14 protein-coding genes and 1 pseudogene are annotated in these 16,305 nt (G+C 70.0%); 9 read left to right on the top strand and 6 right to left on the bottom strand.

The annotated features are described in order from the left end of the window. Positions 1-21: 21 nt before the first annotated feature. Entirely contained in the window at positions 22-1,848 is a 1,827-nt protein-coding gene (locus LIV37_RS45990) for a flavin-containing monooxygenase (protein ID WP_020873929.1), read from the bottom strand. Positions 1,849-2,096: 248 nt separating this feature from the next. Between LIV37_RS45990 and LIV37_RS45985 the strand changes: the two genes are divergently transcribed. The 5 genes from LIV37_RS45985 to LIV37_RS45965 all read left to right on the top strand — a co-directional run bounded on the left by LIV37_RS45985 (position 2,097) and on the right by LIV37_RS45965 (position 6,908). Further along, positions 2,097-2,678: a TetR/AcrR family transcriptional regulator gene (locus LIV37_RS45985; RefSeq protein WP_020873928.1), complete on the top strand. Its 582-nt coding sequence runs from the start codon at positions 2,097-2,099 to the stop codon at positions 2,676-2,678. A 149-nt stretch (positions 2,679-2,827) separates the two neighbouring features. Beyond that, positions 2,828-3,556 (top strand): succinate dehydrogenase, encoded by a 729-nt coding sequence (locus LIV37_RS45980; RefSeq protein ID WP_121826587.1) that lies wholly within the window; start codon positions 2,828-2,830, stop codon positions 3,554-3,556. A 2-nt stretch (positions 3,557-3,558) separates the two neighbouring features. Continuing rightward, positions 3,559-5,526 (top strand): fumarate reductase/succinate dehydrogenase flavoprotein subunit, encoded by a 1,968-nt coding sequence (locus LIV37_RS45975; RefSeq protein ID WP_020873926.1) that lies wholly within the window; start codon positions 3,559-3,561, stop codon positions 5,524-5,526. After that, positions 5,523-6,269, top strand: a complete 747-nt coding sequence (locus tag LIV37_RS45970; protein ID WP_020873925.1) for a succinate dehydrogenase/fumarate reductase iron-sulfur subunit — start codon at positions 5,523-5,525, stop codon at positions 6,267-6,269. The genes LIV37_RS45975 and LIV37_RS45970 overlap by 4 nt, the downstream gene beginning before the upstream one ends. Positions 6,270-6,434: 165 nt before the next feature. Next, on the top strand, positions 6,435-6,908 hold the full coding sequence (locus tag LIV37_RS45965; RefSeq protein ID WP_020873924.1) for an SRPBCC domain-containing protein: 474 nt from the start codon (positions 6,435-6,437) through the stop codon (positions 6,906-6,908). Positions 6,909-6,962: 54 nt separating this feature from the next. On the opposite strand, the gene LIV37_RS45960 is transcribed toward LIV37_RS45965, so the two are convergent. Then, entirely contained in the window at positions 6,963-7,475 is a 513-nt protein-coding gene (locus LIV37_RS45960) for a MarR family winged helix-turn-helix transcriptional regulator (protein ID WP_020873923.1), read from the bottom strand. A 144-nt stretch (positions 7,476-7,619) separates the two neighbouring features. Here LIV37_RS45960 and LIV37_RS45955 point away from each other — a divergent pair, with 144 nt between their 5' ends. Next, positions 7,620-8,831 carry an FAD-dependent monooxygenase gene (locus tag LIV37_RS45955; RefSeq protein WP_243146535.1) on the top strand — a complete coding sequence of 404 codons (1,212 nt, stop codon included), beginning with the start codon at positions 7,620-7,622 and terminating at the stop codon, positions 8,829-8,831. Positions 8,832-8,850: 19 nt separating this feature from the next. On the opposite strand, the pseudogene LIV37_RS45950 reads toward LIV37_RS45955, so the two are convergent. Continuing rightward, positions 8,851-9,912 (bottom strand): annotated as a pseudogene (locus LIV37_RS45950) (pectate lyase family protein); the annotation flags it as partial. 361 nt (positions 9,913-10,273) lie between these two features. On the opposite strand from LIV37_RS45950, the gene LIV37_RS45945 reads away from it, so the two are divergent. Together LIV37_RS45945 and LIV37_RS45940 are read left to right on the top strand one after the other, a co-directional pair. Continuing rightward, positions 10,274-11,959: a glycoside hydrolase family 43 protein gene (locus LIV37_RS45945; RefSeq protein ID WP_373920805.1), complete on the top strand. Its 1,686-nt coding sequence runs from the start codon at positions 10,274-10,276 to the stop codon at positions 11,957-11,959. A gap of 105 nt (positions 11,960-12,064) precedes the next feature. Continuing rightward, entirely contained in the window at positions 12,065-12,460 is a 396-nt protein-coding gene (locus LIV37_RS45940; protein ID WP_020873919.1) for a hypothetical protein, read from the top strand. A gap of 40 nt (positions 12,461-12,500) precedes the next feature. Here LIV37_RS45940 and LIV37_RS45935 read toward each other — a convergent pair whose 3' ends face one another. Together LIV37_RS45935 and LIV37_RS45930 are read right to left on the bottom strand one after the other, a co-directional pair. After that, complete coding sequence (locus tag LIV37_RS45935; RefSeq protein ID WP_020873918.1) at positions 12,501-13,355, bottom strand: hypothetical protein; 855 nt, start codon at positions 13,353-13,355, stop codon at positions 12,501-12,503. Positions 13,356-13,391: 36 nt separating this feature from the next. Then, positions 13,392-14,291 (bottom strand): LysR family transcriptional regulator, encoded by a 900-nt coding sequence (locus LIV37_RS45930; protein WP_020873917.1) that lies wholly within the window; start codon positions 14,289-14,291, stop codon positions 13,392-13,394. 386 nt (positions 14,292-14,677) lie between these two features. Here LIV37_RS45930 and LIV37_RS45920 point away from each other — a divergent pair, with 386 nt between their 5' ends. Next, complete coding sequence (locus LIV37_RS45920) at positions 14,678-15,424, top strand: SDR family NAD(P)-dependent oxidoreductase (RefSeq protein WP_020873916.1); 747 nt, start codon at positions 14,678-14,680, stop codon at positions 15,422-15,424. 102 nt (positions 15,425-15,526) lie between these two features. On the opposite strand, the gene LIV37_RS45915 is transcribed toward LIV37_RS45920, so the two are convergent. Then, complete coding sequence (locus LIV37_RS45915; protein WP_121826741.1) at positions 15,527-16,264, bottom strand: class I SAM-dependent methyltransferase; 738 nt, start codon at positions 16,262-16,264, stop codon at positions 15,527-15,529. Positions 16,265-16,305: the final 41 nt, after the last annotated feature.

Here is a 16,305-nt window from a genome sequence, read left to right as displayed (position 1 = left end):
TACAAGTGGCACACATCGGTGTCAGGGGACCAGGACGTCGTCCATGCCGCCGTCCGCGCGCCAGCGCCTGAGCAGTTCGTGGAAGGCGACCGGCCCGTCGCCGAAGGACTCGCTGCGCTCCCTCGGCATGCCCTCGTTGTTGTAGTAGCCGGGGGTGCACTCGGCATGGAAGGCGTACAGGTCCGCCGCCTTCTCACGGATCGTGGCGCGCCACGCCGCCTCGGCCTCGGCGGTCGGCTCGACATGCCGGGCCCCGCGCTTGCGCGCCTCGGCGAGCACCTCGGCGACGTGAATGGCCTGCTCATCGAGGATGTGCACATAGTTGACGGAGCTGGCGTTCTGCAGCGGGCCGAGCTGGAAGAGGTTGGGGAAGCCGTGGCTGTAGAAGCCGTGCAGTGTCTTCGGGCCGCCGCTCCAGGCTTCGGTCAGGGCGACACCGCCCCGGCCGTGCACCGGGAGGAGTCCGGAGGTGATTCCGGAGACGCCGACCTCGAAGCCGGTGGCGAAGATGACGCAGTCGACCTCGTACTCGGCCCCGCCGACCACGACGGCCTTCTCGGTGATGCGCTCGACGCCCCCGTGGTCGGCCGTGTCCACCAGCGTGACATTGGGCCGGTTGAAGGTGTCCAGATAAGTGTCGCTGAACGTGGGGCGCTTGCACATATAGCGGTACCACGGCTTGAGGGCCTCGGCCGTCGCCGTGTTCTCGACGATGGAGTCCACTCGGTCGCGGATTCCGTTCATCTTCTGGAAGTCGGCGAGCTCGTAGAGGCGTTCGCGCTCCTGGGGCGGGAGGTCCGCGTAGCTGTCGGTCGGGATGAGCTTCTGCTGTAACCGGGCGGTGCTCGTCCAGCCGTCGCCCACCAGGTCCTCGTCCGCCTGGCCACCGGTGACGACGGCGAGGAAGTTGTCCCTGCGGCGCCGCTGCCAGCCGGGCGTGAGCGACGCGGCCCAGCCGTCGTCGGTGGGGTGGTTGCCGCGTACATCGACCGAGGACGGCGTGCGCTGGAACACATACAGCTGCTCGGCGTCGCGCCCCAGATGTGGCACGGCCTGGATGGCGGTCGCGCCGGTGCCGATGAGGGCCACGCGCTTGTCGGCCAGTTTGCGCAGACCGCCGCTCGCGTCGCCGCCGGTGTAGTCGTAGTCCCAGCGGCTCGTGTGGAACGTATGCCCCTGGAAGGTCTCGATCCCGGGGATGCCGGGGAGTTTCGCCCGGCTGAGTGTTCCGCTGGAGATGACCACATAGCGGGCACGGATGCGGTCGTCCCGGTCGGTGTGCACGGTCCACTCCAACTCGGTGTCGTCCCAGTGGAGTTCGGTCACCTGGGTCTGGAAGCGGACATCGCGGTAGAGGTCGAAGTGTCGCCCGATCGCCCGTGCGTGCTGTCTGATCTCCTCACCGGGTGCGTAGCGCCACCGCGGTACGTAGCCGACCTCCTCGAGCAGGGGCATATAGACGTAGGACTCGATGTCGCACTGGACCCCCGGATAGCGGTTCCAGTACCAGGTCCCGCCGAAGTCTCCGCCCTGCTCGATCAGGCGGATCTCGCGCACACCGGCCTGCCGCAACCTCGCACCGGCGAGCAGACCGCCGAATCCGCCCCCGATGATCAGCACCTCGACCCGGTCGCGCAGTGGCTCCCGGGTGAACCCCGGCTCCACATACGGGTCCTGGGCGTACGAGCCGAACTCCCCGGCGATGCGCCGGTATTGCTTGTTGCCGTCGGGGCGGATCCGGCGGTCGCGTTCGGCCCGGTACTTCGTCCGCAGGGCGTCCGGGTCGAATCCCAGCTCCTCGGTGTCCATGGGGGTGGTGGCGGTGGGCGGGCGTTGGGGGGTGGGCATAGGGGGTCCTCGGGCCTCTGGCGTCGGAAGGTGTGCGGGGCTCGGATGCCGTCCGGAGCTCGGATGCCATCCGGGGCGGCGTTGACCGGTGGCTGACCGGTCGACGGCTGACCGGTCGGCGACTGACCAGCCGCTGCTGACCGGCCGACGGTTGATCGGCGGCGCCGGCTCAGCCTCACAGAAACATTCCCAGTGCGCAAGATTGCCCAACGGGAAAGAATCGGCCTTCTCCCGTATGCTCATCGGCGATGACTACCGGCCTGCGTGAGCGCAAGAAGGCGGCGACCCGCCAGTCACTGCACGACGCCGCCGTGCTCCTAGCCGCCGAGCACGGCGTCGAGAGCCTTACGGTGGAGGCCATCGCCGATGCCGCCACCGTCTCCCGGCGCACCTTCTCCAACTACTTCGCCAGCAAGGAGCAGGCGCTGCTGCACCACGACCGGGCGCGTACGGTCCGGCTGGTCGAGCTCATCCGCGCCCGCCCGGCGCGAGAATCCCTGATGGCGGCGGTCATCGGCGCCGCCGAACAGCACTCCACCGAGTTCGCGGCCGACCCGGAGCAGGAGGAGCGCTACCGGACCCTGCGGCTGCACCCGGCGCTGCTGTCCGAGCTGGTCGCCACCTACGCCGCCGCGGAACGCGATCTCGCCGTGGCCGTCGAGGAGCGCCTGCCCGCCGGACCGGATACGCCCCTGCGGGCCCAGATCCTCGCCGCGACCCTGCTCGCCGCCTTCCGCGTCGTCGGGCAGACGGCTCTCGAACGCCGCGAGCGCGACGTCGTGGACCTCCTCCGCCGGGCGCTCGCCATCACCCGCGAGGGCTTCCGCTGACCGGTTTTCCCTGGCCGTTTTTCCCTGGCCGCATGGACGACAACGTCAAGCGTGGCCGGATCCGAGCGGCCTTCGATAGGCATCGCCTATCGAGATGATCAGAATCATATCTTGGCCCTTTTGACCCGTCCGGTTCTACCGTCGTGTGCATGGCATTGACAACGCGGCCGGAGCAGCGGCCGACGCGGGCGGAGCGGCGGCCGTCCATCGCGCTCAATTTCTGGCAATCGACCCTCGGCAAGAAGATCGTCATGGGCGCGACCGGTCTGATCATGATCGGCTACCTCTGCGCCCACCTGCTCGGGAACATGAAGATCTTCTTCGGCCCTGGGGAGTTCAACGCCTACGGACACTGGCTGCGTGTCATGGGAGCCCCCGTTCTGCACCATGAGTGGGGCCTGTGGATCGCCCGGATCGTCCTCCTGGCCGCGGTGATCCTGCACGCCGTGTCCGCCTACCAGCTGAGCCGGCGCGACATCAAGGCCCGCCCGCAGAAGTACGTCCATACCAAGCCACGGATGAGCTATGCCACCCGGACCATGCGCTGGGGCGGGGTGATCCTGGGCCTGTTCATCGTCTGGCACGTCCTGGACCTCACCACCGGCACCACGCACTCCGGCGGATTCCAGGAGGGCCATCCGTACCAGAACGTGGTGGACACCTTCTCCACCTGGTACGGGAACGTCATCTACATCGTGGCGATGCTGGCCATGGGCATGCACGTCCGGCACGGCTTCTGGAGCGCCGCGCAGACCCTCGGCGCGGGCAGCCACACCCGTGACCGCGCCCTCAAGGCCATCGCCAACGCCCTGGCCATCGTTCTCACCGCCGGGTTCATCTCCATACCCGTCGGTGTCATGACCGGAGTGGTGAGCTGACCATGACCTCGTACACCGAGTACAGCGAATACACCGAGTACACCGTCGGCGAGCCGGTCCAGGACGAGCGGGCCCCCTCCGGGCCGGTCAACGAGCGCTGGGACACCCGCCGCTTCGAGGCCAAGCTGGTCAACCCCGCCAACCGCCGCAAGCACACCATCATCGTGGTGGGCACCGGGCTGGCCGGTGGCGCCGCCGGCGCCACCCTGGCCGAGCAGGGCTACCACGTGGTCCAGTTCTGCTACCAGGACTCGCCGCGCCGGGCCCACTCCATCGCCGCCCAGGGCGGGATCAACGCGGCGAAGAACTACCGCAACGACGGCGACTCGATCCACCGCCTGTTCTACGACACCGTCAAGGGCGGCGACTTCCGCGCCCGCGAGTCCAATGTCCACCGCCTGGCGCAGATCTCGGTGGAGATCATCGATCAGTGCGTGGCCCAGGGCGTGCCCTTCGCCCGGGAGTACGGCGGCCTGCTGGACACCCGCTCCTTCGGCGGTGTGCAGGTCTCCCGCACCTTCTACGCCCGCGGCCAGACGGGCCAGCAGCTGCTGCTCGGCGCCTACCAGGCGCTGTCCCGCCAGATCGCGGCGGGCAATGTGGAGATGCACGCCCGCACCGAGATGCTGGATCTGATCGTGGTCGACGGACGGGCGCGTGGCATCGTCGCCCGCGATCTGGTGACCGGCCGGATCTCCACGTACTTCGCCGACGCGGTGGTGCTGGCCAGCGGCGGCTACGGCAACGTCTTCTATCTGTCGACGAACGCCATGAACTCCAACGCGACCGCCGTCTGGCGGGCGCACCGGCGCGGTGCGTACTTCGCCAACCCCTGCTTCACCCAGATCCACCCGACCTGCATCCCGCGCTCGGGGGACCACCAGTCCAAGCTGACCCTGATGAGCGAGTCGCTGCGCAACGACGGCCGGATCTGGGTGCCCAAGGCGAAGGGCGACACCCGTCCGCCCGCCGAGATCCCCGAGGACGAGCGCGACTACTACCTGGAGCGGATCTATCCGTCGTTCGGCAATCTGGTGCCGCGCGACATCGCCTCCCGCGCCGCGAAGAACGTCTGCGACGAGGGCCGTGGCGTGGGCCCCGGTGGCCAGGGCGTGTATCTGGACTTCGCCGACGCCATCGCCCGGATGGGCCGCAAGGCGGTCGAGGAGAAGTACGGCAACCTCTTCGACATGTACGAGCGGATCACGGCGGAGAACCCGTACGAGGTCCCGATGCGCATCTACCCCGCGATCCACTACACGATGGGCGGGCTGTGGGTCGACTACGACCTGCAGACCACCGTGCCGGGGCTGTTCGCGATCGGCGAGGCCAACTTCTCCGACCACGGCGCCAACCGGCTCGGCGCCTCCGCGCTGATGCAGGGCCTGGCCGACGGCTACTTCGTCCTGCCCTCGACCATCAACGACTATCTGGCCCGTAACCCGCACAAGAACGAGGTCGACGCCTCGCACCCGGCGGCCGTCGAGGCCGTACGGGAGACCGAGGACCGGCTGGCCAGGCTGCTGGCCGTGGACGGCGACCGCACCCCCGACTCCTTCCACCGTGAGATCGGCGAGCTGGTCTGGGAGTTCTGCGGTATGGCCCGGACCGACGAGGGGCTGCGCAAGGCGCTGGACCGCATCCCGCAGATCCGTGAGGAGTTCTGGCGGCGGCTCAAGGTGCCGGGCACCGGTGAGGAGTTCAACCAGTCGCTGGAGAAGGCCAACCGGATCGTGGACTATCTGGAGCTGGCCGAGCTGATGTGCCTGGACGCCCTGCACCGGGCCGAGTCCTGCGGTGGCCACTTCCGCGAGGAGTCCCAGACCCCCGACGGTGAGGCGGCCCGCCGGGACGAGGAGTTCTCCTACGCCGCGGCCTGGGAGTTCACCGACACCGGCGCCGCCCCCGTGCTCCACAAGGAGCAGCTGACCTTCAGTCACGTCCATCCCACTCAGCGGAGCTACGCATGAAGCTCACCCTGCGCGTCTGGCGCCAGAAGAACCCCGACACCCCCGGTGCCATGGCCACCTACGAGCTCGACGGCGTCTCCCAGGACATGTCCTTCCTGGAGATGCTCGACGTCCTCAACGAGGAGCTCATCGTCAAGGGCGATGAGCCGGTGGCCTTCGACCACGACTGCCGTGAGGGCATCTGCGGTGCGTGCAGCCTGGTGATCAACGGTGACGCCCACGGTCCGGAGCGCACCACCACCTGCCAGCTCCACATGCGGTCCTTCCAGGACGGCGACACCATCGACATCGAACCGTGGCGCGCCTCCGCCTTCCCGGTCATCAAGGACCTGGTGGTGGACCGCTCCGCGTTCGACCGGGTGATCCAGGCCGGTGGCTACATCACCGCCCCGACCGGATCCGCGCCGGAGGCACACGCCACCGCGGTGCCCAAGGCGGACGCGGACTACGCGTTCGAGCACGCCGAGTGCATCGGCTGCGGCGCCTGCGTGGCGGCCTGCCCCAACGGCGCGGCGATGCTGTTCACCTCGGCCAAGGTCAACCATCTCAATGTGCTGCCCCAGGGCTCTCCGGAGCGGGAGACCCGGGTGCTGGACATGGTGGCGCAGATGGACGCCGAGGGCTTCGGCGGCTGCACCCTCACCGGTGAGTGCGCCACGGCCTGCCCCAAGGGCATCCCGCTGTTCTCCATCACCGCGATGAACAAGGAGTGGCTGCGGGCGACCCGCAAGGTCAAGCGCTGACCCCACTCCCCCAGAACGGCACCCCTCGACAACGCTCCGTGGATGGGGTGTCCCGGCGGCGGAGGTCTTTCCGGACGCTAGACCTCCGCCGCCCCCGTACATCAAGGGCGGTGGCTCCGGTGCCATCGGGTCACATGCCCGCCACCGGGCCGCTAGGTTGAGCGCATGTACAGCATGCGACTCTCCCGGCGGGTGAACGCTCCGCGCTCCGCCGTCTACCGGGCGCTCCTCGACGCGGGCGCCGTCGCGGCCTGGCGGGTGCCCGAGGGCATGACCAGCCGGGTGCATGAGTTCGACCCCCGCGAAGGGGGCGCCTTCCGTGTCTCCCTCGTCTACGACGACCCGGCGAGCACCGGCAAGTCGGGCGGCCATACGGACACCTACCACGGCCGATTCACCCGGCTGGTGCCGGATGAGCAGGTGGTCGAGGTGCTCGAGTTCGAGACCGCGGACCCCGCCCTGCGCTCCACGATGACGATGACGACCACGCTCACCGACGCGGCGGGCGGCGGCACCGACGTCCACCTCGCGCACGAGGGGATCCCCGACGCCGTACCGGCCGCCGACAACGAGCTGGGGCAGCGCATGGCCCTGGACAAGCTGGCCGAGCTCGTCGAGGCGGGCGGGGCGCCTCGCTGAGCGGCCCGTCGGCCACCACCGGTCCCCGATCCCGGACGGCCGACCGGTATCCGCTCAGCCGGCCCGATCGTCGTCGAAGGAGTTCAGGTGGGCGGTGAGGTCGTCGACGAAGCGCGCGAGCAGACGGCCGAAGGTCTCGCGGTCCTGGGGGCTCCAGGCGGCGAGGGCGTCGCTGAACCAGCCGAGGACGGTCCGCATATAGCGGTCGGTCGCGGCGGCTCCCTCGGCGGTCGGCTCGATGAGCCGGGCGCGCTGATCGTCCGGGTCGGTGACCCGGCGGACCAGCCCCCGCCGCGCCAACTCGTTGATCTGCCGGGTGACGTGGGGCCCGACGACCTGCATCCGCGCGGCGATCTCCCCCACCCGCAGTGGGGTGCCCGCCACGTGCAGGGCGACCAGGACCGACATCGCGGGGCGGTCCACGGATACGCCGGCGGCCTCCATGGCGCGCTCGGTCACCCGGCCCCGGTTCACGGCGCCGCTGAGCTGCGTCAGACGGGGCAGCATGGCCAGTAGGTCGTGTTCACCGTCGCCGCCCTGCCCGGCCTCCGGTCCCTCGGCGGTCATGCCCGGCCTCCACATCTACCTAACTTAGGTATATAGTCTTCTCATCGACCCCGAACCTCCGGGGCTTTTCACGCCATGAAAAAGGATACCTGAGTTAGGTACGCGACCGGGCCCTCCCCGCAGGAGGGCCGGAGAGGAGCACCCATGGGTGCTATGAACATCACACCGCGGCGTACGGTATTGGTCTCCGGTGCCAGCATCGCCGGCCCCGCGCTGGCCTACTGGCTCCGCCGGTACGGCTTCGCGGTCACCCTCGTCGAGAAGGCGGCCGCACTGCGCGGTGGCGGCTACCCCATCGACATCCGCGGCACCGCGATCGAGGTCGCCCGGCGGATGGGGGTGCTCCCCCGGCTCCGGGACGCCCACGTCGGCATGCACCGGATCACCTTCCTCAACGAGCAAGGCGATCCGGTAGGCGCCGTCCCGCCCGAGGCCATCTCCGGTGGCGAGGAAGGCCATGACCTCGAAATCCCGCGCGGAGAGCTGGCCGAGATCCTCTACGGCGCCATCCGCGACGACGTCGAGATCCTCTTCAACGACTCCATCGCCACCCTCCACGACCACGACGGCGGGGTGGACGTGACCTTCCGCGGCGGCGCCCGGCGCACCTTCGACGTGGTCATCGGCGCCGATGGCATCCACTCGCACACCAGGAGCCTGGCCTTCGGCCCCGAGGAGGGCTACCACCGCTACCTCGACCACTGCTTCGCCGGATTCACCATGCCCAACCACCTGGGGCTGGTGCACGAGGGGCTCACCTGGAACGTCCCGGGCCGGACCGCCGTCCTCTACGCGCCCCGCGACGACGACCGGGTCCACGCCTTCCTCACCTTCCTGCACCCCGAACCGTCCTTCGACGCCTTCCACGACCCCGCCGCCCAGCGCGACCTCGTGGCCGAGGTGTTCTCCGGATACGGATGGGAGGTCCCGCGCATGGTCGCCGCCATGCGCGACAGCGACGACCTCTTCTTCGACGTGGTCAGCCAGATCCACATGCCACGGTGGTCCACGGGCCGGGTCGCCCTGATCGGCGACGCCGCCTACGCGCCGTCGTTCTTCTCCGGCCAGGGCTCGAGTCTGGCGCTGGTCGGCGCGTACGTCCTCGCCGGTGAACTGGCCGCACACGCCGATCACGACGGCGCCTTCGAGGCGTACGAGCGCACCCTGCGGTCGTTCGCCGAGCGGAACCAGGCCCTCGCCGGGGAAGGAGCCGGCAGCGTCTCCCCTCGCACCGCCGAGGACCTGGCCCGGCGCAACAGGGCGCTGCGCGAGCCGTCCGCCGTGCTCAACAGCGTCGGCCGGGAGGTGCATTCGGCGCTGGCCCTCCCCGGCTACGACGGCTCCGACGCCCCGTGAGGACGGCGCCGCGTCAGCCGGTGGCGCCGATGGCCGGGGTGGGGCCCGAGCCGGAGCTCACGATGGACGGCACCCGGTCGGCGGGGTCGAGGGAGTAGGAGTAGTACGCCTTCGGGTCGAACGCGGTGCCACCGCTCTCGTTGCGGCCGGAGGTGTTGACGAAGACGTTGCCGCGCTGGACCAGGGTGGCGGTGGCGTCCTTGATGACGGGGTTCTTGAAGCCCTGGAAGTAGCTGTTCTCCAGCACCATCCTGGTGTTCCCCCGGGCGTAGTTGCCGTAGGAGGAGTTGATGTCCGTGCCGGGGTCGTCCTCCAGGTAGTTGTTGTACAGATGTGCGTGGGCGATGTTGTCGGCGGACGGGTTGCGCTGCTCGCTCTCACGGAACCAATTGTGGTGGATCGTGATGTCGGCCGTGGTGTTCTCCGTCCAGCCGATTCCGAAGCTCTTGTTGTTCTGCTGCAGCCGGTTCCAGGACACCGTGAGGTAGGTGGTGTCCTTACGGCTGTCGATCAGGCCGTCGGCCATGTGGCGCAGATCGTTGTGATCGATCCACACATGGTGGGCGCCGTCCATCTGGACGGCGTCCCAGTCGTGCTCCTTGTCGTTCCAGGTGCCCTCGTAGGAGTCGCGGATCGTCAGATTCCTGAGGATGACGTTGTGCACGCCCTGGCCCAGGAAGAAGCCACCACCCACGATCTGGCCCGACGTGCCCGAGCCCACGATCGTCTTGTCCGAGGCGACCTTGATCTCCTTGCCCTTGGGGTCCATGGTGATCGCCGCGGCCACGACGATGACGTACGGCTCGGGCGCGGTCGCGTACTTCTCCAGGTCGGCCAGCGTGCGCACGGTGACCGTACGGCCGTCCCGGCCCCCGTACGTGCCGTTCTGCCCCAGCGCGTCGACCGACGCGAAGCCGTCGGCGGCATCCGCTTTCCAGGACGCGGCGGCCGGGCCCCGCCCGCCCTCGGCGAACGCCCCCTGCCCCGGCAGGGCGACCGTACTGGCCAGGGCCAGAGCTCCGGCGGCCACCCCCAGCACCCGACGCCTGCCGCGCCCCACCCCTCGACGTTCGGCTTCCATGACCCCTCACTCCCACTGCTCGACGGCTCCTGCCGTGCGACTGTCGCCACCGCGCACCAGGAGGTTGCCGGGTCGGGCCAGGAGGTTGCCGGGGCGGGCCGATCGTCGGGGGGGCGGATTCTCACCCCGTCTTGCCCACGCCACGACGCGCTGACAGACTCCGGCGGCAAGCGCTTACCGAACGGACGCACCACACCCCTGAGTCGCCCCGGAGGGAACAGTGAGCGAACACGGTCGCAGGCAGGTGTTACGGACCGGCCTCGGCGCGGTCGCCGGATCGACGGTGCTCGGAGCCATCGGCGCCGCCACCCCGGCTTCGGCGACACCACGACCCGACGGGCCACTTGGGGCAGGCGGCGGGGTGACGCGAGGCGAGCGGGAGTCAGCCCGGGCGGACCTGCCATGGGTGGCCGACCTGGGAGACGGCCGCTATCAGAACCCGGTGCTCAACGCCGACTGGTCCGACCCCGACGCGATCCGGGTGGGCCCGTACTTCTACCTGGTGGCCTCCACCTTCAACCGCGTTCCCGGACTGCCCGTACTGCGGTCGGTCGACCTGGTCAACTGGACCGTCATCGGACACGCCCTGACCGAGTTGCTGCCCAGGGAGCACTTCGGCGAGCCCAGGCACGGCGAAGGGGTGTGGGCCCCGGCCCTGCGCCATCACGACGGCAAGTTCTGGATCTTCTACCCCGATCCCGACTTCGGGATCTTCATGGTGACCGCCACCGACCCGCGAGGGCCCTGGAGCACACCGCGTCCGGTCAAGCCGGGCAAGGGGCTGATCGACCCGTGTCCGCTGTGGGACGACGACGGGCGGGCGTATCTGGTCCACGCGTGGGCGAAGAGCCGCAGCGGCATCAACAACCGGCTCACCCTGCACCGCATGAGCCCGGACGGGACCGCTCTGCTCGACGAGGGCCGGATCGTGATCAACGGCGATGACCTCCCCGGCTACACCACTCTGGAGGGGCCGAAGCTCTACAAGCGGGACGGCTGGTACTGGATCTTCGCTCCGGCCGGAGGCGTCACCAACGGCTGGCAGTCGGCGTTCCGCTCCCGCTCCGTATGGGGCCCGTACGAGGACCGCGTCGTGCTCGCCCAGGGCGACACCCCCGTCAACGGGCCGCACCAGGGGGCGTGGGTGACCACCGAGGGCGGCGAGGACTGGTTCCTGCACTTCCAGGACCGCGGGGCCTACGGACGGGTGGTGCACCTCCAGCCGATGCGGTGGCGTACGGACGGCTGGCCGGTGATGGGCACCGACGACGGCAGCGGCCGGGGCGCGCCGGTGCTGGTGCACACCAAGCCGCGGGTGGACGGGCGGACGGAGGTGACCGCACCGGCCACCAGCGACGACTTCACCGGGTCGGGGCTGGGGAAGCAGTGGATGTGGCAGGCGAACGCCGATCCGGCCTGGTGGTCGCTGCGCCGCTTCCCGAGCCGGCTCGCGCTGGTCTGCGGTCCGGGCCCGGTCACCCATGACCTCCGGCTGCTGCCCAATGTGCTGGGCCAGCGGCTGCCCGCCGAGTCGTTCACCGCGACGACTTCGATGAAACTGTCCACCGCGACGGCGGGGTCCCGGGCCGGGCTGGTGGTCCTGGGCGAGACCTACGCCTGGGTGGGCCTGCGCCACGACGGTGACCGAATCGTCCTCGTATGCCGTACCGCTGCAAAGGACGCCGCCGAGGCGGACACCATCACACCGGTACCACTGCCGAGGGGGCGCTCGGCCGTACCGCTCCGGGTGAGTGTGCGGCCGGGAGCGGTGTGCCAGTTCGCGGCCGATGTGGACGGGCGGGGGTTCACACCGCTCGGGGCGCCGTTCCCGGCGATGGCGGGCAAGTGGATCGGGGCCACACTGGGGCTCTTCGCCACCGGTCCGGCGACGGACGGCACGGGTGGTGTGGCGACCGGACACACGGGCGATGTGGCGGCCGACGGCACGGGCGACGTGGCAGCCGACGGCACGGGCGACGTGGCGGCCGGACGCACGGCCGGCGTGGCGGAGTTCGACTGGTTCCGGGTGGGTCCGATTTCCTCGTAGATGGCCGATGACGGGCGCTTCGGGACCAGTCCCCGCGGATTGTGGTGCCCTGTCTGCCGGAAGGGGCGACCAGGAGGGCGCCCCGCGGAAGCCGGGAGGAACACCATGCACCAGCGCCTCGCCGCCACGGCGGCCATGTCCGCGGCCCTCGTCGCCGTACTGGCCAGTGCGCCCACCGCGTCGGCCGAGCCCAGTCCGCCCAACTGCCCTTCAGGGAACGTCTGTGTGTTCGACAGCAACGTGGGCACCGACGGTCCGGCCGTCATCAAGACGACCGGCAACTGGCGGGGCTCCCACCAGACCAGCATCGTCGGCAGCACCATCTTCAACAACGGCACCCGTCAGCCGGGCCACGATCACATCCAGGCCACCTGGGTCTTCAACGGACGGACGTACGACAGGTGCCTCCACTTCAACCCCGGCCCCGGCGACTACAAGTTGATCATCGGTGACCACGCCACCATCACCAGCCTCACCTGGCGTGGCGAATGCGATTTCTGAGCGGGCCGACTTCCCCTGCCCGGCAGGGCAGGGGAAGCGCTCAGAGGCCGTAGCGGCTCTTCAGGTGGCGCCAGAAGTCACGGAGCATCCATTTGTCGAAGTCCGTGATCTGCGTGGCGCTTCCCGCCTTCATGAGGAAGCAGCACTGGCCGGTCGGGGTCCAGTCGTAGAAGTCGTCGAGGCCGAAGGTGTGGCCGACTTCATGCAGGTAGATGTGGATGTTCTCCTGGTTCAGCGCACCGGTGAAGTACTCCTGTCCCACGCGCTGGCCCCAGTCCCCGCCGGCCCCGCCCTGGAACCCCTTCGTCAGCCACAGCGACTGGTCGTAGTGGCGGGCCGCACCGCCGGGGCAGCGCGAGTAGTTGCCGTCCTGGTGGAAGAAGCGGCCGCAGTCGGGTGAGCACTGCGGGGCGCCGCCGCTGTCGAGGTTCCCGGCGTAGACGTCGACCGAGTTGTCCGTCCACTGGAGCGTCGAGCGGTTCTTCACCGCCCAGCCGACGATGTTGACCGGGACGTTGGTGTAGGGCCAGGCGTTGTGGCCCTTGCCGTTCTCCACCATGGCCGCCATCCACTTGGCGAACTGCTTCTTCAGCGCGGCGTGGACCTGGTCGCGCAGCGCGGCGCTGACCGGGGCGTCGGACTCCCAGCGGACGCAGTAGTTGACGCTTCCCCTGTTGGCCATGACCTGGTCCCAGCCGTAGTTGCGGAAGCCGTAGAGGTCCGGATAGGTCGACTCGACGTGGTTCCACACCTCGCCCAGCGGCTGTACGAGGTTCGCGGGCGGGTTCCAGTCGTCGGCGGCCCGCGACGGGGCGGCCGTCGCGACACCGGGCGCGGCGACCAGCGCGGCCAAGGCGGCCAGCACGGTGGCCAGGCGCGCGAGGAATGAACGCACTGTGAACTCCCTTGAGTGGCTGACAGGTTGTCAGCATCAGGTCGCCGCCACGGCCGCATCGGTTGCCGTCGTGTGTGACCCCCGGGGAGTATCGGAGCGGATCTGAGCGGTGAGCGCGGCGGCCACGAAGGACGCGACCAGCGACCGGCGGTCCTGCTCGTTCCAGGCGAACACGAGACGGCTGGGCGGCGCGTCGGTCACCGGGACGCAGACCAGGCCGTCCGGGACCGGCTCGACCAGCGAACGGGGCAGCACCCCGATCATCCGGCTCACCGTGATCATGTGGAGCATCTGGACCACGTCGGCGACCTCGGGCCCGGTGCCGTCGCCTCCGGGGACCCCTTTCCAGCGCGGCAGCGTCTCACCCTCCAGATCGGACAGGTGTACCGCGGCGCGCCCGGCCAGCCGGTGCCCCGACGGGACGATGACCACGCGGTCCTCGGTGTGCAGCGTTTCGTGGGCCAGGCCGTCGAGATCGTCGAACGGCGCGTAGAGCAGGCCGACGTCGGCCCGGCCGTCGCGCAGGAAGTCGGAGCGGTCGGCGGGGCCGCTGAACAGGATGTCCACCCGGCGCGCGTCGGGCTGGTGGGCGTACCCGGCCAGGATCCCGGACAGCAGACCGGCATCGCCACCGGGCTTGAGCACGAGCCGCAGATGGGCCTGGGTGTCCCCGGCGCGCCGGGCGTTCCGGACGGCGGCGCCGACCGCGTTGAGCGCATGCCGCCCGTGTTCCCGCAACGCCTCCCCAGCCGGGGTGAGCTCGACGTGTCGGCTGGACCGGACGAACAGCTGGACGCCGAGCCGGGTCTCGATCCGCCGGATCGCCTTCGACAGGGCCGGCTGGGCGATCGAGAGCCGTACGGCGGCCCGGCCGAAGTGCCGTTCATCGGCGACCGCCAGGAAGTACTCGAGCTCGCGGGTCTCCAGTTCGATCATGCCTCCAGGTTATCGCCGGACTCCGAACCGGGCTTGGACACCGGCGGCGTGCGCCCCCAAGAATCGAGGCGTGATCTACCACACGATGATCATCTCCTTCGATCAGCCGCCGCACGAGACCGAACTCGACCAATACCTCACGGACATCGAATGGGTCATGCTCGACTCCGGTCTCGTACGGTCGGTGGTGACCCGGCGCCACCTTCCCATCCCCGGCAAGGAGGCCATTCCGGCACTGATCGCGACCGCGATCGTGCAGGTGGCCGTGGCCGACACCGAGGCGCTGGCGAAGGGGCGTTCACCGCGCCCGGTATGCACGAGGTCATCGAGCACTGGCAGTCGCGGCACCCGTACAAGGTCGCCTGGGCGAACCACGAGCCGCTGGTATGAGCGGCATGACCGGGAAGGTGGGTCTGGTCACCGGCGCCGGCAGCGGGATCGGCCGCGCGGCGGCGCTGGAGTTCGCCCGGTCCGGCGCCGCGGTCGCCGTACTCGACATCGACGAGAGCACGGCCGCCGAGACCACCGAGATGATCAGGAAGGACGGCGGAACAGCGCTGTCCGTCCCCGTCGACATCGCCGACGAACACTCCGTGCGGGCGGCCGTCGAGCGCACGGTCGCGGCCTACGGTGGACTCGATTTCGCCGTGAACAACGCCGGTCTGGCCTCGCACCACCGGCAGCTCGACCAAATGCCCCTGGACGAGTTCGAGCGCGTGGTCCACACCAACCTGACCGGCACCTTCCTGTGCATGAAGTACGAGCTGCCCCTGCTCGAAGGCGGCGGCGCGATCGTCAACGTCGCCTCCAACGGTGGCCCGTACGCGATCCCGACCGCCCCCGCCTACGTGGCCGCCAAACACGGCATCGTCGGGCTCACCAAGGTCGCCGCGGTCGACTACGCACCGGATGGCATCCGGGTCAACGCCGCCTGCCCCGGCCCCACCCGCACCCCCGGGTTCGAGCAGGTGGCGGCCGGTACCGACATGATCGCGATGCAGGAGGCGATCACATCGCTCGGCCGGATGGCCACCCCTCAGGAGGCCGCGGCCGCTGCCGTCTGGCTCTGCTCGGACGACGCGTCCTACATCACCGGGGTCGCCCTGTCGGTCGACGGCGGACGGCGGGCATGAGGGCCGTCGCGGTCGAGGAGCACCTGGCCACCGAGGCGTTCCCACGCGCCACGCAGGGCCCGGACGTCGTGCCCGGCGACGGCTCCGTGGCGTGCGGCCCGCTCACACCGGCCGGGTGGCCACCACCAGGCGGCAACGCGGGCTGCCGTCCGCCCGGCGGCCGAGGTCCTCAAGTGCCCGCAGTTCGACCTCGAACCCGGCCCCGATCAGCTCCTTCCACACATCCCCGAGCCGGAAGGTCCGGTAGTACATCACAAAGGGCGGCCGCCACACCGCGTTGCGCACCCGCATCGCGGTGTCGAACGCCAGGAGCGACCAGTAGGGCCGGGAGCCCGGGCGGGCCGGTGCCACGATCGGGAAGGCGAACCGGCCGCCCGGGCGGAGTACGGAGTGGACCTGGGCGAAGAGCCCGGGCCGCTCGCGCGGCAGGAAGTGGCCGAACGCCCCGAAGCTCACCGCCAGGTCGAAGACCGGACCGAACGGGAGGGCGCGCGCGTCGGCGCGTACCCAGTCCGTGCGCGGGGCGTCCGGCACCGCCCGCGCACGGGCCCGGCCCACGGCCAGCATGCCCGCGCTGAAGTCGACGCCGGTGATCCGCTCCCGGCAGACCTGGCGCAACACGCCCATGCCCGCGCCGGTTCCGCAGCACACGTCGAGGCCACTGCCGAAGGGCCCGAGCGGGCGCAGGGCGCCGGCCACGGAGTCCAGCACCGAGGCCGACGTCCGGTACGCGGTGTGGTCGAACTTCGGGGACAGCAGATCGTAGCCGCGCTCGACGGAGGACAGCGCCTGGACGACGAGTTCACGGAAGCTGGGGCCCTGGCCCTGAGGTGCGGACATCGCGCTCAGCATAGAGCCCACCGGGCAGGGCGGCCCGTCGA

Origin of the sequence: Streptomyces rapamycinicus NRRL 5491 (assembly GCF_024298965.1) — a bacterium.
Classification (GTDB): domain Bacteria; phylum Actinomycetota; class Actinomycetes; order Streptomycetales; family Streptomycetaceae; genus Streptomyces; species Streptomyces rapamycinicus.
This window is presented reverse-complemented; position numbering and strand designations above follow the sequence as displayed.

Bases quoted from the DNA above. Each gene is read 5' to 3' on its own strand.
- LIV37_RS45990 (WP_020873929.1), bottom strand. From the start codon at position 1,848: ATGCCCACCCCCCAACGCCCGCCCACCGCCACCACCCCCATGGACACC.
- LIV37_RS45985 (WP_020873928.1), top strand. From the start codon at position 2,097: ATGACTACCGGCCTGCGTGAGCGCAAGAAGGCGGCGACCCGCCAGTCA.
- LIV37_RS45980 (WP_121826587.1), top strand. From the start codon at position 2,828: ATGGCATTGACAACGCGGCCGGAGCAGCGGCCGACGCGGGCGGAGCGG.
- LIV37_RS45975 (WP_020873926.1), top strand. From the start codon at position 3,559: ATGACCTCGTACACCGAGTACAGCGAATACACCGAGTACACCGTCGGC.
- LIV37_RS45970 (WP_020873925.1), top strand. From the start codon at position 5,523: ATGAAGCTCACCCTGCGCGTCTGGCGCCAGAAGAACCCCGACACCCCC.
- LIV37_RS45965 (WP_020873924.1), top strand. From the start codon at position 6,435: ATGTACAGCATGCGACTCTCCCGGCGGGTGAACGCTCCGCGCTCCGCC.
- LIV37_RS45960 (WP_020873923.1), bottom strand. From the start codon at position 7,475: ATGACCGCCGAGGGACCGGAGGCCGGGCAGGGCGGCGACGGTGAACAC.
- LIV37_RS45955 (WP_243146535.1), top strand. From the start codon at position 7,620: ATGGGTGCTATGAACATCACACCGCGGCGTACGGTATTGGTCTCCGGT.
- LIV37_RS45940 (WP_020873919.1), top strand. From the start codon at position 12,065: ATGCACCAGCGCCTCGCCGCCACGGCGGCCATGTCCGCGGCCCTCGTC.
- LIV37_RS45930 (WP_020873917.1), bottom strand. From the start codon at position 14,291: ATGATCGAACTGGAGACCCGCGAGCTCGAGTACTTCCTGGCGGTCGCC.
- LIV37_RS45920 (WP_020873916.1), top strand. From the start codon at position 14,678: ATGAGCGGCATGACCGGGAAGGTGGGTCTGGTCACCGGCGCCGGCAGC.
- LIV37_RS45915 (WP_121826741.1), bottom strand. From the start codon at position 16,264: ATGTCCGCACCTCAGGGCCAGGGCCCCAGCTTCCGTGAACTCGTCGTC.